Genomic DNA, 22,087 nt, shown 5'->3' with positions numbered 1-22,087 from the left:
TATGACTACCTAGCTTAATTTTGGAGCACTAAAAATACAATTAAATGACTTTTATGGCACGCATTTAACATGTTTTAACATTTCAACTGCGACAGCATTACACTTTAGCACAAAGCAAAGACTTCATCTCATATTGGCCCAAACTGATCATTTGAAAGATTCCATCCAATTATAATTGCATTTCATGCCAAATTTATCTTAGTTTGTAACATTGCGCAAAATATCCAAGCTCTCACATGAAAATATTGCATACCGCCGATTGGCATTTAGGAAAACGATTGGACAGTTTCTCCCGGATAGATGAACAAGTACTGGTCATGGATGAAATCGTTGATATCGCAGACCGGGAAAACGTGGATCTCGTGATCATCGCAGGAGATCTGTTCGATGCCTTCAATCCCGGTGTGGAAGCCATCGAGCTATTCTACCGAACAATCAAGCGTCTTACCAAGAATGGTATACGCCCAGTAATAGCAATCGCGGGCAATCACGATTCCCCCCATTTGATTGACGCGCCCGATCCTTTGGCACGAGCGTCGGGCATCATCCTAATCGGGCATCCGCATGCTGTGGTTACCCCTTTCGCAACAGATGGTTTCACCGTGTTACAGTCAGATACGGGCTTCATTGAATTGAGCTTACCGCAATTTGACTACCCGATTCGTATTCTTCATACAGCCTATGCTAACGAAATACGCTTAAAACAATATCTAGGCGAAGAGAAAGAAAGTAAATTAAATGAGGTCTTAGCAGCAAATTGGCAAAAAATAGCCAATACCTATTGCGATGATAAAGGCGTGAATATATTGACGGCACATCTTTACATGAATAAATTGGGCAGCGCACTTTTAGAGGAGCCTGACGGCGAAAAACCGGTCAAAATTGGCAATGCAGACTTAATCTATTCAGAGGCCATCCCACCACAGGTCCAATACACCGCATTAGGGCATCTCCACGGGTATAAAAATATCGGTTCTGCCGAAAAACCGGTGGTTTATGCATCTTCGCCTCTATGTTATAGTTTTTCGGAGGCTGGGCAAGTAAAATACGTTGCGCTGGTCAATGTATCGGCCGGCGAGCAAGCAAGTGTTGAGCGCATTCCACTAACTCAGGGCAAACCACTGATCCGAAAATCGTTCGACGATATTGAACTGTGCATATCCTGGTTGTCTGAAAACCCCGATGCTTTGGTGGAGCTCACGCTGAAATCAGAAACCTTCTTAAAAGCCGAGGACCGCAAGCGAATCTATCAGAGCCATTCGGGAATAATCTATCTCATTCCGCTCGTTAAACAAGATGAGCAAGCGCTTCTGGACAACAAAGAAATAAATCTTACACAAGACATGTCGACCTTATTCAACGATTATTTCAAATCCAAGAATGGCAATCAGGCGCCCAATGATGACATCCTTGATCTTTTTCGCGAAATCCTAAACTCTTAATCCATGATTCCATTAAAGCTAACTCTAGAGGGGATATACTCTTATCAAGAACGTCAGACGATCGACTTTACCGCGCTTTCTCAAGCGGGGCTTTTTGGTATCTTCGGTGCTGTAGGCTCCGGTAAATCATCGATATTGGAAGCGATTACCTACGCCTTATTTGGAGAAACGGAACGCCTGAATGCACGGGATAAACGCGCTTATAACATGATGAATCTCAAGTCCAATCGATCTTATATCGAGCTTGATTTTGTCAATTTTGAAGACCGTACATTTAGAATTACCCGCGAATTTAAACGTAATTCCAAAAATTTCGATGATGTAAAATCCCCCACCGTTGTACTCTACGAAAAAATAAATGAAGAATGGGTTCCACTGGAAAGCAGCAATACACAGCATATCATTGGATTAAGCTATGAGAACTTCAAAAGAACAATCATCATTCCCCAAGGGCAGTTCAAAGAGTTTATAGAACTTGGCGCCAAGGAACGGACGGATATGATGAAAGAGATTTTTCAGCTGCATCGATTTGACCTGCAGGATAAAGTTTCCAACCTCTATAAAAAAAATCAGTCCGAACTGGATCACCTCAACGGTCAATTAATAGGATTTGACGAGGTCACAAGCGAACAGATAGAAACGACCGAAACAAATCTCCAACTGGCAGTCGAGTCCTTTGTAGCCATTGAATCGTGGTACAAGTCGCATCATGAAAAGTTCTTAAGGCTCAAAAAACTCAAAGAGGATGTCTTAGAGCTTCGTACGGTGAAGGCGCTCTTTCAGCAATTGCTAGAACAAAAAGGTGAAAAAGAGACCTTACGATTAAAGTTAAACCGCTTTGAGGAAGCGCAAACTAACTTTCTACATATTCTTAAATCCAAGGAAAAATTAGCACAAGAAGGCCTAATTGCACATAAAAGAGTAGAAACCGAAAAACAGAGACAGGCCGAAATTCAGCAGCTTATGCAGGAGCATTCCTCAAATCTCAATCTGTTGAAATCACAATACGAACTGCTGCCACAACGTCGTGTTCAGGAACTGGATCTTGAATTGATAAGCCAATTGATTACGTTTTCAAATGAAATTAAGAGTTTACAGGATCGGGCACAGAAGGGACGCAATTTTGTGCAGGAAACAAGAGAGCAACAACGACATTTTAAAGCCAGAATCCAAGAGACAGAAATTCAGATCGCTAGCCTAAAGCAATCAAAGCCTTCGGCCCATGAACTCATGGAGCTGGGCCAGTGGTACACCAAACAGCAGGGCATCCAACAACAGGAAGACGATCTAAACAAGCAGGCCATTGATTTAGAAACAAGTATAGCTGTGCTGAAGCAGGAACTCCAGGCCATTCATCCGGACCTCGAAAAATTCCGATCAAATCACCTCCTTGTAGTCAGTGCCCTCGACCAAAAGCTTCAGACTCTCCAAAATGAAAAATCACATCTTCTCCTGCAGCAAAGGTTGACCCAATATGCAGAAAACCTTAAAGCAGGATCCCCATGCCCACTATGTGGAGCATTGGAACATCCTGCTATCAACCAAGGACAGGATATTTCCCAGGAAGTTGCTGCCAATGAAAAATTGATTGCCGAGACAAATGAAAGTCTTAAGCATCAACAGGACCAGCAATTCCAAGTCGAAAAACTCCAGCTGCGCTTGCAGTCATTAAATGACCAGCAACAAGATCTAAACACGAAAATTCAGCTGAATGCCAATAACAAAATTGCGCATGCCCAGCAATTTACATGGATTGGTTATAGCGCTACGGATGAATCCAGCTACACATCAAATAAGCAGGAACTCGCTCGGATCGAAACACAGATAACAACAGTGGAGCAACAGCTTGGTGAGCATCAGGCTACACTCGCTTCCGTTGAGGAAAAGCTGGATAAATACAATAAAGCACTGCATCAGTTTGAACGTGATGAAGCAAGCAAACAGGCCCAGATTAATCAAAATATGGGGAACCTGAAAGCGCTGCGCTGGTCTGATTATGAAATGCGGGAATCCGAAGCAGTTGAAAAGGAATATACTGCACTGAAAAGATCAAATCTGGAGATTGAGCGCGACTACATTGCTTTAAGCGAACGATTAAATGAGTTAAACAGTCAATTTGCAGCACAATACAGCTTGGTGCAGACGATTGTTGAACAGCTTGGAGATATCCGCCGCGAAAGTCAAGAAACCGATGCTACAATCCAGCAGCTACTTGTGGCTTCATCCTTTGAAACTTTGGCAGAGATTCGGCAAATCCTTGCCGAGAATTTGTCTGTCATACAGATTCGACAAGAGCTTGAACAGTTTCAAATCCAGTTTGAAACTGTGAAGGCACAGATCAGTCAGTTGGAAAAGAAACTCGTCGACCAGGTATATGACGAAAACCAATTTCTCGCACAGGAAAAAATCCTGGATGAGAGCGCCCAACAATTGAAAGCGAGCACTGAAGCTGTTGCCCGACTTCAGCAGGAGCGCGATCAGCTAAAAATCGCCTATGCAAAAAAGGAAAATCTCCTGCAACAACAGGTAAAACTAAATTTACGCCATGACAATTTGAAGCAACTTTTTAATCTCTTTAAAGGTGCGGGCTTTGTACAATATGTTTCTTCGATTTACCTACGGCAGCTGTGTGATCATGCGAATATTCGTTTCCATCGCATGACCCGAAATCAGCTTAGCCTACAGCTGAACGACAACAATGAATTTGAAATTATAGATTATTTGAATGAAGGAAAAAGTCGCAGCGTAAAAACACTATCCGGTGGACAGGCATTTCAGGTATCCCTAAGTTTGGCTTTGGCTTTGGCAGAAAGTGTACAGTCAAATTCACGTGCGGCCAAAAACTTCTTTTTTATCGATGAAGGTTTTGGAACACAAGATATCACTTCTGTTAATATTGTTTTCGAAACGCTATTGGATTTACATAAGGAAAACCGGATCGTCGGAATTATTTCACATGTTGAAGAACTCAAAGAACGTATTCCAGTGTCCCTTTCGATAGAAAAGGATGAAGAACAGGGTAGCCAAATTTTTATCAATTAATTCCGTTTTATTTTGTATATTAGTTATAGCGGTCCCGCTGAACAAGCCTGATCGCTATAACCAACAAAAACAAAAGATTATGGGCTTATTTTCAAACAACAAAAAAGGAAAAGGGTCTCATCCTTTTTTTCATAAAGCGACCAAAGCAGTAGTCAACACGGCCTTTTTAGCTAAAGATTCCAGTCCATTAAGGACAACACAACCCATGCTTTTTGTCAAACAATACGATATCCTAACGATCTTGAGGGAGGTTTTAATGCCGCAGAATCAAAACTAAATTCGCATAAAAAGGCTGATCTTTCCATCCAAAAGTGAACAATTGGTTTGGAGTTGCTGGATGCAAAATAGCGTCATTGCCATTTTCATGGAGCCACCTCATCCAAGCTGATCCGAGGGCAAAAAAAAGAAATTCAAAAAATCATTGAAATTATAAAAAAGGAAGCTTAATTTAACAAGATAAAACTTTTCTAAAAAAATATTGTCATACGATAAATAACAATCGATAGACAGTATATTTGTCAGCTATATGAAGTACAAACAAATCAACAACAATTCCATCAATCAAATCATGCTAATCGTCATCATTCTGGCGATATGTATATTGATCTTTACAAGCCTATTCTACTACCTACCCGGTTTTCTGGGAGCAGTTACCTTATATGTTCTTTTTAGAAAAATCAACTTTAAGCTAACTGAAGAAAAAAAATGGAATAAATCTTTCGCCAGTATTTTATTGATATTATTGACCATCATATTCTTGGTAGGACCACTCTATCTGTTAATCAACTATATGGTACCTCAGGTAACAGAAGTCATTAGCAACAAAGACGATCTGATGCACAAGTTTGACTCGATCAAAATCTACTTTAAAGACAGCCCTTATTTAAGCAATATCGATCTTTCAGATACTGCCTTAATGGGAGCGCTTCAGAAAGCAGCTAAATTCATACCCAATATTCTGAATTCCGTTGCAGAAGTTGGTGTCAATATATTGGTTGCTCTATTTGTTTTGTATTTCATGCTGGTTAGCAGCAAAAAATTAGAACAAACCATCTATCAAGCGATCCCTTTCACCAAAGCCAGTAAAGCCGAATTGTGGAAAGAGTTTGACATGATGGTAAAATCCAATGCAATCGGCATCCCCATTTTGGCCATGTGCCAAGGTATTGTAGCCGGTCTTGGCTATTGGTTCTTTGGCTTGGAGAGCCCTATCTTTCTGGGGATACTCACCGCTGTTTCCACCATAATTCCTATTTTGGGAACGATGGTTGTATATCTACCGGCAGCGCTTTTTCTACTTGCGAATGGGCAGTCCGGAAATGCAATAGGTCTTGCCTTATACGGGATCATTATCATCGGGAGTATTGATAATGTACTTCGGTTTACCATATTGAAAAAGTTGGGCGATGTACATCCATTAATAACCGTGTTCGGTGTATTGTTAGGATTAAATCTATTTGGTATGCTGGGATTGATCTTTGGTCCGCTCATTTTATCCTGCGTTAGCGTACTCCTGAAAGTCTACAGTATTGAATTTGGACGAAGTACGCCTGAAATCATTCAATCTACCTCATTGACAGATACAAAGTCTACTCATGACAGCCCTGACATTATAGAATAAGGGCCCTTCAATGGATTAAGTTGATTTGGTCACAAATGTATCAATATCCAGTAAACTGTCATAAATGAGATTCAACGATTGATAATCCCTTTTTTTTCATAGTTTTGAATCATTAATACAATAGATTGTTCAATGCTTTCTACACAGAAATTGACGATTTATTAAGCATAAATATTAAAACGATAAAATCACTAAAACTGATTTAAAAGCAAACGTATTCTATGAATAAAAAGATAATCTTAGGAGTGACAGTGGCATTGGCTGCCGGAATTCTTTCCTCATGTAACAACAACAAACCGAAAACAGATCATACTGCAAATACGTCCCAGGAAGCCAGCGCTGAAAGCCATGACCATGCAGGTCACGATCATGCAGGCCATGACCATAGTCAAGCTGCACCAACGCAATCTTCCGACCCTGCAGCCATTCTCCCTAATTTCACATTTTATCAGCTTCGTTCGGGCATCCGTGTTACGCAGGAAAACGTTGCCAAAGACAAGAATACGGTTTTTATCCTATTTGATCCAGGATGTAGTCATTGTCAACATGAAGCTACGGAGCTAGAAAAGAATATTGATCGTATAAAAGACGTCAATATCTATTATATTTCCATGAATGACCCGGCATTAGTATTAGGTTTTTTTGACACATTCGCTCCTAAACTATCCAAAGCATCTAACGTAGAGGTATTGATTGATAAAGACCAAACGTTTATACAAACAATCCATGTGCCTTCACAATTTCCGGCAAATTATGTGTATGGTGCTGATGGAAAGCTAAAAGCACATTGGGAAGGTGAAAAAAATATTAACGAAGCAATAAGCCAATTTCATAAATAATCTGAAATGCTAAACATAGCAATCAATGGATTCGGACGTATCGGTAGAAATACACTACGTAATATCTTTTTAAGAGGGGCTTTCGATGAACTGCAGGTCATCGCTATCAATGATCTGACAGACACCAAGACGTTGGCCCACCTATTTAAATATGATTCTGTACATGGACCTTTTCCTGGTACCGTGACCCACGATGACCAACATATTATTGTCAATGGTCTTTCCATCTTGGTCACCAATGAAAAAGATCCGGCGGAACTGCCTTGGAAGGAGCTTCAGATTGATGTCGTCATAGAATCTACGGGGTACTTTACCAGTCGTGACAAAGCGTCGTTGCACTTGGAAGCTGGTGCAAAAAAAGTGATTATTTCCGCACCGGCACAAGATAAAGACATTCCAACAGTGGTATTGGGCATTAATGATCGTGTCATTGATCTATCTGCTTCGATTTTATCCAATGCCTCCTGTACAACAAACAATGTTGCTCCCCTAGTTAAAATATTGGATGAAAATTGGGGCATCAAAGATGGCTATATTACCACGGTTCACTCCATGACTGGAGACCAGAATCTTCACGACGCACCACATAAAGATTTAAGGAGAGCGCGGGCAGCATCTTCGGCGATCATTCCAACAACTACCGGTGCTGCTAAGGCCATCACCAATGTCTTTCCACATTTGCAGCATAAATTAGGAGGCGCAGGCATACGCGTACCTGTACTCAATGGCTCATTGACGGACTTTACCTGTACACTTGAGAAAGAAACCACGGTAGAGGAAATCAATAAAGCGTTCAAAGCTGCAGCAGAAAACGACTTAAAAAATGTATTATTTTATACAGAAGACCCCATAGTTTCGGTAGATATCATCAATAACCCCTATTCATGTGTATTTGATGCCCAGTTAACCTCGGTAGTGGGCGGTCTGGTCAAGGTAGTGGGCTGGTATGACAATGAATTTGGTTATTCTAATCGTTTGGTTGACCTCCTGGTCAAGATCGACAAGCTTGTATAAGCTAGCTACCCCTGCAGCATCTTACGATAGGTTCCAGTATTAAAAAAAAGCGTCCTTGCCAGCTATAGTTGACAAGGACGCTTTTTTCTTCACGCCTTAATTTTACATTTCCCCTTCTACGCCCAAACCAAACAACGCAAAATCATATTTGACCGGATCCAACGGATCTAGTAGGCGTAGATTGGCCGTTAATTCCTGGGCTGTTTTCCAATTCACTTTATCCAATGTTATTAGACCAAATTTACGGGCAACACGCTCAACATGGACATCGCACGGACAGATTAGATCTTTTGGGGACAGGCGGTGCCAAAGCCCAAAGTCTACCCCTTTTGTATCTTTTCTGACCATCCAGCGTAAAAACATATTGATCCGCTTGACGGTTGACTTCTGTGCTGGACTACTAATGTGTTTCCGTGTGCGAACAGGATAATCAGGCAACGAAAAGAAATAGGTTTTAAAGGCATTCAGTGCCATTTCTAAGTCGACCTCTTCCCTGTTCTCCTGCCCTCCGAGAAAAGCATCTTCCAAAGATTCGAAATGCTGATAGTGATGCTTAAAAAAAGAAACAAAATAGAGAATATCGGTATCATTGAACGTGCGGTGTTTAAATCCCAGTAAGGTTTTTAAATCCTGCTCTTGATGATTTATCATATAATCGTATGGTGAACCATCCATTCGAGCCACTAGCTCGTTGCATTTATTGATAATCGTCTTTCTTTGCCCCCAAGCCATAATGGAAGCCAAGAATCCCATAATCTCAATGTCCTGCTTCGCTGAAAATTGATGCGGAATCGATATGGGATCATTTGGAATAAAACCAGGTTGATTATATTCATCAACTTTCTTATCCAAGAAATCTTTCAGATCAAAATCAACTGCCATGCTAATCCTTATCTTCCTGTCTGCAATATGCCTTTACAAATCTTTGCAATCAAGCCTGGGCCTTCATAGATAAAACCGGTATAAACTTGAATGAGACTGGCTCCGGCATCTAACTTCTCAATGGCATCTTTCGCCGAATGAATCCCCCCTACACCAATGATAGGAAATGCCTTGTTGGACTTTTCACTTAAGTAGCGAATAACTTCTGTTGAACGCTTGGTTAAAGGACGTCCACTTACCCCGCCCGCTTCATTAATCAGTTCCTGTTGACTCTTTAAGCCTTCTCTTGAAATTGTTGTATTCGTTGCGATGACACCTGCAATTTGTGTCTCCAATACGATCTCGACGATATCATCCAATTGACTATCCGTCAAATCAGGTGCTATTTTAAGCAGAATTGGCTTCGGAGCTGTTTTAGCGACATTGAGGCTTTGTAAAGTATTTAATAGATGTTTTAAAGGTTCCTTTTCTTGTAAATCGCGTAAGCCCGGTGTATTCGGGGAGCTCACATTGACAACAAAATAATCCACGTAGTCAAACAATGCATTGAAGCAATAAATGTAGTCATTGACAGCTTCTTCATTAGGCGTCACCTTATTCTTACCGATATTCCCGCCTATTAACAATCCCTTTCGATCCTTTAGATTTTTCAATCTTGTGGCGGCAACGTCTGCCCCTTGATTATTAAATCCCATTCTATTGATCAAAGCTTCATCGGAAACAAGTCGGAACATCCTGGGTTTATCGTTGCCCGGTTGCGGCTTGGGAGTTACCGTTCCGATTTCGATAAAACCAAATCCCAAATTAGTCATATCTGCAATATATTCCGCATTTTTATCAAAGCCAGCAGCAAGGCCCACAGGATTTTTAAATTTCAATCCAAAGACTTCGCGTTCCAAACGTGGATCTTCCACGGTAAAAAAAGCATTCAATAATTGTTTGGCGCCCCAAATTTTTGAGAAAACATTCAATCCACCGGTCACTTTATGGTGAGCCGTCTCCGGATTCATTGTAAAGAATATAGGTTTGACTAATTTATACATAATCGCAAAGTTACTCAAAGAAGAAGAAATATTCATTACTTTTGTACTTTTGCAGTTGAAATGATATCAATAAATAATTTAACATTTGAAATAGGATCTCGCGCTTTATATGACGAAGCAAACTGGCATATCAAACCAGGAGATAAAGTTGGCTTGATCGGTGCCAATGGTACAGGTAAATCGACTTTACTTCGCCTTATTGTCGGTCAATATACGCCCACGTCAGGAACGATTTCCATGGCGAAGGACCTTAAGATTGGTTATTTAAACCAGGACTTATTGTCGTACCATTCTGACAAAAGCATTTTGCATGTTGCCATGGAAGCTTTTGAGCGCCAAAATCAATTACATGCCGAAATCGAGAACTTACTTCACAAACTAGAAACAGATTATTCGGATGACATCCTGAATAAGCTAAGCGATAAACAAGTAGAATTTGAGGCCTTAGATGGTTATAACATCGAATTTAAGGCCCATGAAATCCTTGCCGGTCTAGGTTTTTCTGAAGAAGAACAAAAAAGACCATTAGCCACTTTCTCCGGAGGATGGCGTATGCGGGTTATGCTTGCCCGTATCTTATTGCAAACTCCGGATATTCTGTTACTGGATGAGCCGACCAACCACATGGACTTACCTTCCATCAAATGGCTGGAGAACTATCTGCAAGCATTTGATGGCGCCATTGTGATTGTTTCCCACGATCGATATTTCCTTGACCGCATCATCAAGAAAACGGTAGAATCACGTAAAGGAAAATTAACACTTTATGCAGGTAATTACAGTTTTTATCTTGAAGAGAAGGAATTACGGAATGAATTGCAGGCCAATCAGTTCAAAAACCAGCAAGCCAAGATAAAACAGGAAGAACGTCTAATTGAGCGTTTCCGCGCTAAGGCTTCCAAAGCCAAAATGGCGCAGTCGCGGATCAAGGCGTTGGATCGCCTGGAGAGAATTGACGATGTTGACGATGACAATCCGACGGTAAACTTCAGCTTTAAATTTTCAAAACCTTCAGGTCGCCACGTCGTGACATTGGAAAATATTTCCAAGTCATACCCTAATCTAGAGATCTTAAAAAATACCTCGGCTATTATAGAAAAGGGTGATAAAATTGCACTAATTGGTGCCAATGGTAAAGGTAAATCTACCCTCTTACGTATCGTGGCTAACGCGGATCACGAGTTTGAAGGAAAGGCAGAACAGGGACACAACGTTTCGCAAACATTTTTTGCACAACATCAGCTGGAAGCCTTACATCTGGAAAATTCCATCCTTGCCGAGTTACAAACTTTTGCACCGAAGCATACAGAGACCGAATTGCGCTCCATTCTTGGATGTTTTCTATTCACTGGAGACGATGCTTTCAAAAAGATCAAAGTACTTTCCGGAGGCGAGAAATCACGTGTGGCTCTTGCAAAAGCATTAACCGCAGACGCGAACTTCTTAGCGCTCGATGAGCCTACCAACCACTTGGATATGCAGTCTGTCAACATTCTGATCCAGGCTTTGCAGCAATACGAAGGTACATTTATCGTTGTATCCCACGACCGGTATTTCTTGGACAATGTGGCGAATAAAATCTGGTACATTGAAGACAAACAGATCAAGGAGTACCCTGGTACTTACCAGGAGTATGAAGAATGGGCTGCAAAACGCGTCGTGAAGATGGAGGTAAAAACCGAGAAAAAAGTCAAGGAAGACCCCAAAGTAAAGAAAGAGAAGCAACCACTTACGGAAGATAAGACACGTTTGTTGAGCAAAAAAAATAAGGAGCTAACTTCTTTTGAACAAAAAATTGAGGAGCAGGAAATTTTAGTCAAAAACTTAGAATCGAAACTTGCGGACGAAGCTGTGTATTCGGATGCGACTAAGTTACAGGAAACTACACGTTCTTACAACTCAGCAAAGGCATTATTGACACAATTCCAGGAGAGTTGGGAGCAGTTGGCAGAAGAAATCATGGATTTGGAAAATGATTAATTTTTTTGGCTTAAAATCAGCTTATTAAGCATTAGAGCGTGATTTTAAGCCAAAATTATTTGCAGGAATAGGATTAAAGCCCTACTTTTGCATCACTTCAAACAAGGAACGGTAGTTCAAAAATAAAGAAGTAAGATTCCGTAGCTCAGCTGGTAGAGCAATACACTTTTAATGTATGGGTCCTGGGTTCGAATCCCAGCGGGATCACAGAAAAAAGCTAATCGCAAGATTAGCTTTTTTTGTTTTAACAGAGTAGGATTCGAAAGATTAATGGCACTTACTTTGCCTTTTTCCTGTCCATCAATAACAACTATATTCTGTTTGCGGATATTTGATTCGGCTATTACATGTAATTTTTTGGAAAGCGTTAGATACAGCATAAAACATATGAAGGCGATTAGAATATCGGATATTTAATTAGCTATTTTTGTTTAACAACATTACCTTGGATGTTGACAACGTAGTTCATAAAATAAATTTGAAAAATGAGAATTGCCCTATTTGGCACGCACAAAGTAGGTAAAACCTCCTTAGCAGAAGAGCTTCTGGAAAAACTTCCCGGATACGCGCTGGAAGTAGAACCCTACTATCAACTGGAATCATTGGGCCATGAATTCCTTGAAGATCCCAGCGCTGAAGATTTCGTTGAACAATTTAACTACTCTGCCCAGTTAATTTCACAAAGTGGAGACAATGTAATATTCGATAGATGTGTACTCGACATCTTAGCTTATCTGCATATTCTTGATCCAAAGAAAAATATTCAGTTCCTTTTTGAAAAAGCCTTTGCTGTATTGGCCGAAATTGATCTTTTGGTGTTTGTCCCCATTGAAGAACCCGATTTGATACCTTGCCACAAGTCGGATCTACCCAAACTTAGATCTAAAGTTAATGATTTACTCCTCGATTGGATTGACGACTTCGGTATACAAGCTATTGAAGTAAACGGCACATTATCGAGTCGTAGTGACCAGATACTTGCAAAAATTAAATCCTAAGATGTTAGATTTTTATATTATCGATGATAAACAAGTAAAACCAGATTTTCCTGAAAAGGCAGGATTGGTTTTCGTTGGACAACTTGACGAAAAGACTTTCAGCAGTCTTCAGCAAAAAGGCATAATCGCTACACAATTTGACTATTATACGGATTTCAGGCTGAATACTGCTCTGATTAAACAAATTCAGCAAATTATATTAGACAAGGGATTCCAAATGGATACTGACATAAAAAGCTTCACTCAAATCCTTGACATTTCAAGTAACAAACAAAGTGGTTTAATTGCATATAGCGATTAAACATATCTTTTGCATGAAGCGCGGTCTCTCCTTCGCTAAAACGGATCGTTTGAGCTCCCTATAAAGTTCATAAACTCAATTTTGGGCTCAACAGCAAGGTTTTTATCTCTTTGTTCCTGAAAATCGACAAAGCTCGGTATTCTCAGTAATTGATCCTGTATCTCATTATTCTTATATTGGGAAATATGTACGAAAGTATTGCTTTCACCACCCTGCAAAATAGTATACAGGAATTGTGTTCCATCTAACTTCCTGAAATCTTTGAGAAAGCTTTCAATCATTTTTTTATTCGCATGTACATAGTCATCGCGAACACTATAGGTTACTTTAACAACAATCATTTCTTTTATTAATTTATGTTTATAAATGCACAGCGGGATTTTCAATGCACAAAGGGAGATTCTCGATTTCACGTAAACTGACGGTCGAAGAAAGCCTTTGTGAATTGGACAGCAAGATATGAAAAATTTGGGTCATTGGATCTCGGAATGCACGATCTATAAGAATATAAATACTGGCAGCTGTGTGTACCAGCAATAAAACTTGTGAATCCACATAAACGATTCGGTACAACACAAAAAATGAGACTAACCATCGGGATTTTGATACGATTTGATCAAATTTAAACCTGTTATTTCATTATTTTCACCCATTCAATAACATTTATAAACAGTTAGCAAGTCCATAGACATCTTCGAAATACGATCAAAAGCCATGAACAATAAAAACCTTTCTACAAAGCCACACTATCCCATTTTAGACGGACTACGAGGAGTCGCAGCGATTATCGTTGTAACCTTTCATCTCACGGAGCCATTGGAACAGGACATCTCGATATCTTGGTCAACCATGGCTATTTGGCCGTTGACTTTTTCTTTCTTTTATCTGGCTTTGTGATCGGCTATGCCTATGATGATCGCTGGCATAAAATGTCTATTGGCACCTTCTTTAAACGCCGTATTGAACGCCTTCAGCCGATGGTTATATTAGGTATGACTCTTGGCGCGATAGGCTTTTATTTTACAGATTCTACAATCTGGCCACTTATTCACACCGTTCCGCTCTGGAAAATGCTTTTGGTAATGCTCATTGGTTATACGATTCTTCCCGTTCCCCTCTCTTTGGATATTCGTGGCTGGCAGGAAATGCATCCGCTCAATAGTGTCGGCTGGTCATTGTTTTTTGAATATATTGCCAATATTCTATATGCCATCGGTATTCGCAAACTATCTAAAACAGCTTTAAGCATTTTGGTCTTTATTGCGGCTGTGGCACTCGCCCATTTGGCGATCACAAGTCCTACTGGAGATGTTAGCGGTGGCTGGACATTAAATGCTGAACAAGTGCGGATAGGAATCACCCGCACCATGTACCCTTTTTTTGCGGGCCTCCTGCTCTCCAGAATAACAAGCCCAAGTCGTATCCGACATGCATTTTTGTACTGTAGTATTTTAATCGCCATTGTGTTGTATATGCCTCGTATAGGCGGAGCAGAACAGCTCTGGATGAACGGGATATATGAGTCGGTATGCATTATCATTGTATTCCCCCTGATTGTTTACCTGGGGACAGGCAGCATATCAAGCAGCAGATTAGAAAATAAGCTCTGTAAATTTTTGGGTGACATCTCTTACCCGCTATACCTCGTACACTACCCTTTCGTCTATTTTTATGTTGCCTGGATCAGCAACAATAAGGATGTGACGCTTATAAAAGCTTTGCCTTATGCCCTATTGATTTTGGCGGCGAGTATTGCACTGGCCTATATCAGCTTGAAATGGTATGACGAACCTGTCCGCAAATGGCTCAGAAAGAAATTGGGCTAATGCATAAAAAAACTGCCGGCATAAGGGGGCAATCGCTAAAAATAGTGCTATTCCAATACTCCTGTTTAACGTTCCAGTATTCTCCGGATAGCCTGTTTTTCATGCAGTGACAACAAATTGAATTTCTCGGGACTAACAGTCGACTTTGCAGCAATGAACAGCACATTTGGGTAGTCAATGAGTTTTTCTTGCAATAATTTCGCTCGCTCCATGTGAAAATCAGAGGTGATCACGATGAAGAGATCTGGAGAGATCTTTTTGATAATCTCCTTTGATAGCATAAAATCTTCGTAGGTATTTGTGGATAGTACACATGGAAGTAAATCTTTCTCTGCGACACCTCTTTCCATAAGATAAGCTTGAGCATAAGTGCCATGCGGCTTTTCTGTCCGATTGAAATGTTCACCCATGCCTCCGGTGCATAAAATTGCAGTCCCCTCATTATGACAATAGAAATTATAGGCACATTCATTTCTATCTAATGCCATAACGCTGAGATTCCCCTTCTCATCATTGGGTGCGCCCAACAATAATATCAGGTTTTTAATTTTTTCCATACGATTTAATTATTCATACAATCAAATGTAATAAGACCTAGATGAAAACCAAGTAAGAAGTCGGTTAAATTTTATCCAGTTACTATTAATTCTTAATCATTTCATGCTCAAATAAATTAAAATGTTACAAAACATTTTTCAAAGTTGATTAATCAATCGATTGACTAAACTAATTATGATAAAAGTTTATTTTTTTACACACCAATAAAAAATGCCTTATTTATATTTATTGATACACAATATAAACCATTATGAGAAAACTTTTAAATCTAATGCTTGCAACCCTCGCTTTAGGGGCTGCCTCCTGTAACAAGACCTTGGTAAATACCGAAGAAAGTGTCGAAACTCTAAAAGCAAAAACATCAACTAGCTCGGTAACAAATGAATGGAACAGTAATCCCTACAAGCTGAACGTCATCTATTTTGTTCCAAATGATGTTGATTCCATTCCCAACTTCAGAAAGCGTCTTAGCAAGATCCTTTTGGATGCCCAAAATATGTTTGCAAATAATATGGATCGCGAAGGCTTCGGCAGAAAATCCTTCGGATTAGATCTGCTCAATGACAGCCTAATTAACATCCATTACATCGCTGGAAAATATGGTAAAGCTACTTATCCATACTCAGGGGGTAGCGGCGCTGTGAAGGCAGAAGTGGACAGCTATTTTAATCAAAATCCGTCAGGAAAAAAAAGCGAGCACAATCTAATCATTATTCCAACCTACAATACAGATCCAGCTAATCCGGGAGGCCCTCCATTTTATGGTACAGGTACCAGCTGCTATGCGTTAGATTATGTAAATCTGGACGCTAAAAACTTAGGAATAGGCGGTGATATTGGATGGAAAGCAACTGTATGGATAGGTGGAATGATTCACGAACTGGGCCATGGATTAAATGCCAGCCACAACAGAATGAACAAAACGCTAGCGCCAACTTTAGGTACCGCATTAATGGGCTCAGGCAATTCAACCTACGGAATATCTACAACCTCTTTGACCGGTACCACAGCGGCAACATTTAACAATAGCCAAGTATTCAGCCCTGTAGCAAGAAGTGACTGGTATGCTTCTGCATCTGCAGAAATAACATCCCTGTCATCAAGCTTTGTGAACAATAAGATTATCGTTTCGGGGAAATTTACAACAACAAAACCAGTCAATGACATTGTTGTTTGGCACGATAGGGAGCCTTTTGGAGTGAATAACGATTATGATGCCGTACAATGGGCTACAAAAATAATAGGCCAGGATAGTTTTCGATTTGAGTGCCCATTAGCTGATTTTTATGATCTGACAGGAAATTACGAAATGAGAATAGGATTTCTCCATGTCAATGGAAGCCGTACTACCTTAGGATACGCTTATAACTTCGTTAACAATATCCCCGATTTATCCAAGGTTGTAACCTATAAATTGTTACCGACCACAGGTTGGTCAATTGTAGCTAGCGATAGTAATGAGCCTGGATCACCGGCAAGCAATGTATTGGATATGAATAGAAGTACAGTCTGGCATACTCCCTGGTCGTCCACTCAAACTCCGCAGCCACATTTCTTCTCCGTCAATATGGGCGCATTACGTACCGTAAAAGGAGTTGCTTTCCGTAACCGCGACAATTTAAATGGAGCGATGAAAGATGTCAATATTTACTCAAGTACAAATGGTATAAGCTGGACGTTGATTAAAACGACTCAGTTGAGCAAAGTCGCTGGCTCCTGGATCAATGTCGATCTTAATACATCCATTAGCACCCAATACCTTAAAATAGAATCGACAAGTTCTTGGGGTGATTTCTTCTATTCTCATCTTGCAGATTTTGGTGCATATTAAAATTTAGATCGATAGAATATAGGGCCGATATAGCAAATAATATCGGCCTTTTCTAACTTTGATCAACACCGAATAAGTGAGATTCATAATTGAGGTTAGCAAATAATTTTATATTTTTAGTAGATCATGCTGACTTTGACTTATCAATAAGCTAGAAAAAACGATCGAAATAATCACTTATCACTAAAATTAGGATGAATAGACAAGAACTGATCAAAAATTTTTCTGACAACCACTATACGGTTATTGCCTATATCCAGGCATTACCTGAGCCTCATTTTTCATATCGTAATCATGAAAAATGGACGGCTGGTCAGCAGCTAAAACATATTCTCTTAACGCTTCTACCCTTTCCAAAGGTACTTCAGTCAAAAGATTATATAGCCCAAAAATTTGGATCCCTGCAACGCGCAACCTGGGACTACGATACGGTGCGTAACAATTATCTCAAAACAAGCCGGCAGGCCCCTAGTCAATTTTTGCATGAAGAAATCCTGCCCGCACAGAAAGAGGGGCTGATTGCGCAACTGGAAGAAGTATTAGCTACAATCAATCAGCTATTTGTACTGTACAATGAAGAGGAGCTCGATAGCCTGGTTTTACCACATCCTCTGCTCGGCAAACTCAGTATACGCGAAATGTTTTTTCTGATGAGCTATCATCCCTTACACCACCTGAATCAAATCAAGGAAAACTTGGTCTCATTCAATCAATGAGCTACACTTTATTCATCAGCTTTTCATCAAATCAGTGTTAATGGTATTGTTCTCTTGTATGGACCATATCATATAAATCAAAGCCTTCAGCCCAATAGTCTTTATGGATTTCCCTTAGTATAAAACCATTTTTCTTATAAAATCCGAACGTGAATTGAGAGATACCGACTTCGATCTTTTCAACCTGATGATGGGTGTACAGAAAGTCAATACGGTGATGCAATAGGTTTTTTCCAAAACCAAATCCGTGATATTTTGGATTTAAAAAACTCCAGCTCAAAAATCCTGTGCGCTCATCATCAGAAAAACCTACTCCACCGCCACCAATAATTTGCCCGTTAACCAGTGCAACAAAATACGTCTCCATTTCCTGGTCAAGATATTCTGTGAAATCGGCAACCTCGCTCTGTGCAAAGTACTTCGGTATATTCATATGAAGAATATCGATCAGCCTATTTCTGTCCTGAACATCATATTTCCTAATTTCCAAATACTTATCCATAATTGGTATGATTACAAATCCCTGTCTATTGTTAACTTACATTTCCTTTGAAGTTTATTAAATATAATAATAATTTAGTGTGTTTTTATTGCGCTATTTCCAAGCCCACCGATTGGCCGTATTTTTCCCAAGAAACATTAAAAACCATCGCTATTGGCTTGATTTTTGATTAATTTTACGGTCGCACTGCGGTAAGCAGATGATCATTAAATACCCAATATGCAAAAACCTCAAAAGGATATTCCGATTTTTTTTGAAGCATTAAATCAGATGCCGATTGCAACTGCCATTTATGATAATTCGAACCTCAATATCGCATTCGCCAACTCGCGAATGCTAAATATGTGGCGTACAGAAAACGAAATATTTGGACATTCCTTTGGAGAGGTTTTTCCGGTTTTTACCCAAGAAGGATTTACAGATATACTCCGTAATGTCTGGGAGAGCGGTGTCACCTACAAGGCATTTGAAACCCCTGCAACGATCATTGACCGTGATTTCAAGATCAAACGTTATTTTGATTTTGAATATAGGCCCCTCTTTGATAAGCGTGGCCGAACTTATTCCATCCTCCACACAGCCACAGATGTCACGCATAAGATACACGAAGAGAAACCTGAAGATCAAGAAAATATAACAATCAATCCCGCAACCAACCTGCGCATGATATCCTATACGCTATCACATGATGCTAAAAATCCTTTGGCTCTTGCTAAATTGGGCATAGGTGTGCTAAAAGAACATTTGGATATGCAGTCCAATAGGCGGCTCGAATTGTACGATGTCATTGATCAATCACTTGAAAACATTGCTGATATTATCGACAAAACGGTCGAACTGAGTCTTGCTCCAATTAACAGACTACGGAAACAAGCTCTTCGTTTAGATCTTACATTGCCCAATTGGTGCCGGGAAGCCAAATTATTATATCGTAGCCCACATACTGAACTTATCTTTGGTGACCTTTTTCCAGTAAACAGCGATCAAAATGCAATCTACCAAATCTTTACAAACTTGATCAACAATGCCGTCAAATACTCTTCGGCCAATAAGAAAGCAACGGTGCATATATATAGTGAAAAAGTAACGAACGGTGTGTTATATATCATCAAAGACAATGGTATCGGTATTCCGCAGCATGAACTCGAAAATATCCGCATGGAAAGACTCCGTGGTTCAAATTCAACGGATTACCAGGGAAAAGGCATCGGATTGTTTATCGTTCAGGAAATTCTTGAAAGACTCAAAGCGCAGATGGCCATCTTCAGTAAGGAAAACCAAGGAACCGAAATCCGTTTATTTTTCCCAAATTAATAAAGCGACATAGCCCTTTTATCTTCCTTTCATGGCAGATTTTGCCAATCTTAAACTGCTTTCAAGAAAAATCATTGTTGGACTGCTGATTTATGGCTAATTTTGAGTGTTTAGAAATTGTAAGCAAAATCAGACACGTCTCTATGAATCATTTTCGTAAATATTGGAAACTATTTTCCCATATTGGTGCACATCCGGGCATGTCATACATCGATTTCAAACGTGTGCACATGATAAATTTGATTGCATTGTTATGTTTATTTCCGACAATTTTCTTTTCAATCCTCAATCTTATCGACCACCGCTATGTTTTATCGGCGATTAATTTCTCCAATTCTATTTGTTCGTTTACGGTCCTTCTGCTTCAATATTATGGGAAACACAATATCGCGAAGGCAACACTATTGACAAGTAATTCTGTGTTTTTCTTCGCTGGGGCACTACTTTATAAAAATGGCGGCGAATATTTTTTATTGTGCACTTTGATTGTCTCGATGTTAATGTATGACAACCGAAAGATCCATATAGTCCTTTGTATTACGGTAGCTTTCCTGATTTTACTGTTATATTTGCTTCCTGATATACTTCCCCTGAGCCAGCAAGTTCCACGATCCAGATCTGTTTTCAATATTATCAATGCACTTGCTTTCATGGTCGTTGCGGTCAACTTCTTTCTTGATATCATCTATAAGAATATGAAAAAAATTGAGCAGCAACGCCTCAACTTAGAATCCATGAATCGGGACAAAGAAAAAATTTTTTCTATTATCGCGCACGACATCAAAAGTCCTTTTGCCAACTTGGAAGCACTGGTATTTATGTTTCGTAATCAGATGCTCGATAGTACGGCATCCCAGGAATATATCCAACAGATCTATCAGCAGATTACGCAGCAGAATCAAGCTTTGGATGATTTGCTGCAGTGGGGCAGCAGCAGTATGCAAGGTATGAATACTAAAGCATCACCCCAATTGATCAAACCTATGATACAACAAATTATTAAAGTTTTTAATGAGAACACACAATCTAAACAACTAAAAATCAACATTAATATACCTAACAACACGCAGATAATTGCCAATCGGGATCATACCATCATTATTTTACGCAACCTGATTAGCAATGCAATCAAATTCAGCTATGTGAATGGGAATATCAACATTTACACCAGCATGGATGAAACCTATACACATATTCATATTCAGGATGAAGGAATAGGGATTAACCCTTCGAAGTCTGCCGCACTTTTTAATGAAATTCAGCAAAAGTCCTTTGGCACAGAAGACGAGCCCGGATCGGGTGTGGGCCTAGTCCTATGCAAGGATCTTATTGAACGAAACAAAGGTGTTGTGAACATCCAAAGTACACCCAATAAGGGATCCGTTTTTACAGTTGGATTGCCATCCTGCCCCAGCCATAAGCCGCAAACCAATGTCGAAGTGCCTACATGCTGTTAACTCAAATATAGGTTTAGAAATTTTTTTGTAAAATTATTTCCGGGCGAGAAACTTTATGTGCTTCAATATATGTTCATTTTTGTAGATTTACCCCTAACGCACATTGACGCAAAGGAAATATGGAAGTAAAAGCCAATTATGAATATAAAATCATCGACACACCAGTTGGTCCTATACACTTAATCGCTACCGAAAAGGGACTTTCAGGTTTAGTTTTGGCGGACAAGGATTATATCCGCACAAAACTTCCTACAGCAACCTACAATGAACAGGCTCCAGTTTTAATACAGACAGAACTGCAGTTGAATGAGTACTTTGCAAAAAAAAGAAAGATATTTGATATTCCGCTTGATTTTCAGGGAACAGCCTTTCAGATCAGGGTCAGGGAAGTGCTTTTAGGTGTTTCCTATGGTACAACCAGGACTTATGGTCAACTGGCGCAGCAACTTGGCGACAGCAAAGCTGTCCGGGCCGTTGGTGGCGCGTTGAATAAAAATCCTATAGCCATCATTGTCCCCTGTCATAGGATAGTTGGCACCTCAGGCAAGCTTGTTGGCTTTGCCGGGGGCATTCGCAATAAGTCTATCCTGCTTGACCTTGAACAACACTATCAGACCCCAACACTATTCGATCTTTAACGCTGATTATTAGCCTTGGAGCACATCATTCCTGCGGCATTCCAATCATTTCAGGGAATCTTTGAATCGCCGATGAAGAGAAA

Annotated in this window: 20 protein-coding genes and 1 tRNA gene; 16 read left to right on the top strand and 5 right to left on the bottom strand. The window is 39.9% G+C overall.

The features are described 5' to 3' along the window. The first annotated feature begins 236 nt into the window (after window positions 1-236). From HS960_RS06920 to gap, 6 genes are all read left to right on the top strand, one after another. Window positions 237-1,442 carry a metallophosphoesterase family protein gene (locus HS960_RS06920; protein WP_159726545.1) on the top strand — a complete coding sequence of 402 codons (1,206 nt, stop codon included), beginning with the start codon at window positions 237-239 and terminating at the stop codon, window positions 1,440-1,442. 3 nt (window positions 1,443-1,445) lie between these two features. Further along, on the top strand, window positions 1,446-4,484 hold the full coding sequence (locus HS960_RS06915) for an AAA family ATPase (RefSeq protein WP_182331945.1): 3,039 nt from the start codon (window positions 1,446-1,448) through the stop codon (window positions 4,482-4,484). Window positions 4,485-4,563: 79 nt separating this feature from the next. Continuing rightward, window positions 4,564-4,761, top strand: a complete 198-nt coding sequence (locus HS960_RS06910) for a hypothetical protein (RefSeq protein ID WP_153844615.1) — start codon at window positions 4,564-4,566, stop codon at window positions 4,759-4,761. A gap of 249 nt (window positions 4,762-5,010) precedes the next feature. Then, window positions 5,011-6,105 (top strand): AI-2E family transporter, encoded by a 1,095-nt coding sequence (locus HS960_RS06905; protein ID WP_153844616.1) that lies wholly within the window; start codon window positions 5,011-5,013, stop codon window positions 6,103-6,105. Between the two features lie 221 nt (window positions 6,106-6,326). Next, the gene (locus HS960_RS06900) at window positions 6,327-6,944 is read left to right on the top strand and encodes a TlpA family protein disulfide reductase (protein ID WP_153844617.1); all 618 of its coding nucleotides are present in this window, start codon (window positions 6,327-6,329) and stop codon (window positions 6,942-6,944) included. A gap of 6 nt (window positions 6,945-6,950) precedes the next feature. Next, complete coding sequence (gene gap / locus HS960_RS06895; RefSeq protein WP_153844618.1) at window positions 6,951-7,958, top strand: type I glyceraldehyde-3-phosphate dehydrogenase; 1,008 nt, start codon at window positions 6,951-6,953, stop codon at window positions 7,956-7,958. A 102-nt stretch (window positions 7,959-8,060) separates the two neighbouring features. On the opposite strand, the gene HS960_RS06890 is transcribed toward gap, so the two are convergent. Together HS960_RS06890 and HS960_RS06885 are read right to left on the bottom strand one after the other, a co-directional pair. After that, window positions 8,061-8,840 carry a TIGR02757 family protein gene (locus tag HS960_RS06890; protein WP_182331943.1) on the bottom strand — a complete coding sequence of 260 codons (780 nt, stop codon included), beginning with the start codon at window positions 8,838-8,840 and terminating at the stop codon, window positions 8,061-8,063. Window positions 8,841-8,848: 8 nt separating this feature from the next. Then, window positions 8,849-9,883 carry a quinone-dependent dihydroorotate dehydrogenase gene (locus tag HS960_RS06885; RefSeq protein ID WP_088163570.1) on the bottom strand — a complete coding sequence of 345 codons (1,035 nt, stop codon included), beginning with the start codon at window positions 9,881-9,883 and terminating at the stop codon, window positions 8,849-8,851. 60 nt (window positions 9,884-9,943) lie between these two features. Between HS960_RS06885 and HS960_RS06880 the strand changes: the two genes are divergently transcribed. From HS960_RS06880 to HS960_RS06865, 4 genes are all read left to right on the top strand, one after another. Beyond that, window positions 9,944-11,863, top strand: a complete 1,920-nt coding sequence (locus HS960_RS06880) for an ABC-F family ATP-binding cassette domain-containing protein (RefSeq protein ID WP_182331941.1) — start codon at window positions 9,944-9,946, stop codon at window positions 11,861-11,863. Between the two features lie 134 nt (window positions 11,864-11,997). Next, window positions 11,998-12,070: transfer RNA gene (locus HS960_RS06875), tRNA-Lys, on the top strand. Between the two features lie 278 nt (window positions 12,071-12,348). Next, window positions 12,349-12,861 carry an ATP/GTP-binding protein gene (locus tag HS960_RS06870; RefSeq protein ID WP_153844621.1) on the top strand — a complete coding sequence of 171 codons (513 nt, stop codon included), beginning with the start codon at window positions 12,349-12,351 and terminating at the stop codon, window positions 12,859-12,861. A 1-nt stretch (window position 12,862) separates the two neighbouring features. Continuing rightward, entirely contained in the window at window positions 12,863-13,162 is a 300-nt protein-coding gene (locus tag HS960_RS06865; protein WP_182331939.1) for a hypothetical protein, read from the top strand. 35 nt (window positions 13,163-13,197) lie between these two features. On the opposite strand, the gene HS960_RS06860 is transcribed toward HS960_RS06865, so the two are convergent. Further along, a complete protein-coding gene (locus HS960_RS06860; protein WP_153844623.1) occupies window positions 13,198-13,503 on the bottom strand; it encodes a hypothetical protein in 306 nt (101 codons plus the stop codon). A 516-nt stretch (window positions 13,504-14,019) separates the two neighbouring features. On the opposite strand from HS960_RS06860, the gene HS960_RS06855 reads away from it, so the two are divergent. Continuing rightward, window positions 14,020-14,988, top strand: coding sequence for an acyltransferase family protein (locus HS960_RS06855; RefSeq protein WP_317167974.1), 969 nt, complete (start codon window positions 14,020-14,022; stop codon window positions 14,986-14,988). Window positions 14,989-15,053: 65 nt separating this feature from the next. Here the strand turns inward: HS960_RS06855 and HS960_RS06850 are convergent, their stop codons facing one another. Beyond that, window positions 15,054-15,545 carry a YdcF family protein gene (locus HS960_RS06850; RefSeq protein WP_153844625.1) on the bottom strand — a complete coding sequence of 164 codons (492 nt, stop codon included), beginning with the start codon at window positions 15,543-15,545 and terminating at the stop codon, window positions 15,054-15,056. Between the two features lie 251 nt (window positions 15,546-15,796). Here HS960_RS06850 and HS960_RS06845 point away from each other — a divergent pair, with 251 nt between their 5' ends. After that, window positions 15,797-17,377, top strand: a complete 1,581-nt coding sequence (locus HS960_RS06845) for a discoidin domain-containing protein (protein ID WP_200845515.1) — start codon at window positions 15,797-15,799, stop codon at window positions 17,375-17,377. Window positions 17,378-17,571: 194 nt separating this feature from the next. Beyond that, a complete protein-coding gene (locus tag HS960_RS06840) occupies window positions 17,572-18,093 on the top strand; it encodes a DinB family protein (protein ID WP_182331938.1) in 522 nt (173 codons plus the stop codon). Between the two features lie 37 nt (window positions 18,094-18,130). On the opposite strand, the gene HS960_RS06835 is transcribed toward HS960_RS06840, so the two are convergent. Further along, window positions 18,131-18,595, bottom strand: a complete 465-nt coding sequence (locus tag HS960_RS06835; RefSeq protein WP_182331937.1) for a GNAT family N-acetyltransferase — start codon at window positions 18,593-18,595, stop codon at window positions 18,131-18,133. A gap of 219 nt (window positions 18,596-18,814) precedes the next feature. On the opposite strand from HS960_RS06835, the gene HS960_RS06830 reads away from it, so the two are divergent. The 3 genes from HS960_RS06830 (at window position 18,815) to HS960_RS06820 (ending at window position 22,004) form a co-directional block, all read left to right on the top strand. Then, window positions 18,815-19,909, top strand: a complete 1,095-nt coding sequence (locus tag HS960_RS06830) for a sensor histidine kinase (protein ID WP_153844628.1) — start codon at window positions 18,815-18,817, stop codon at window positions 19,907-19,909. Window positions 19,910-20,139: 230 nt separating this feature from the next. Continuing rightward, window positions 20,140-21,366 carry a sensor histidine kinase gene (locus HS960_RS06825; RefSeq protein WP_182331936.1) on the top strand — a complete coding sequence of 409 codons (1,227 nt, stop codon included), beginning with the start codon at window positions 20,140-20,142 and terminating at the stop codon, window positions 21,364-21,366. A 119-nt stretch (window positions 21,367-21,485) separates the two neighbouring features. Continuing rightward, a complete protein-coding gene (locus HS960_RS06820) occupies window positions 21,486-22,004 on the top strand; it encodes a methylated-DNA--[protein]-cysteine S-methyltransferase (RefSeq protein WP_182331934.1) in 519 nt (172 codons plus the stop codon). Window positions 22,005-22,087: the final 83 nt, after the last annotated feature.

The sequence above is a fragment of the Sphingobacterium paramultivorum genome (assembly GCF_014109745.1).
GTDB classification, from domain to species: Bacteria; Bacteroidota; Bacteroidia; order Sphingobacteriales; family Sphingobacteriaceae; genus Sphingobacterium; species Sphingobacterium paramultivorum.
This window is presented reverse-complemented; position numbering and strand designations above follow the sequence as displayed.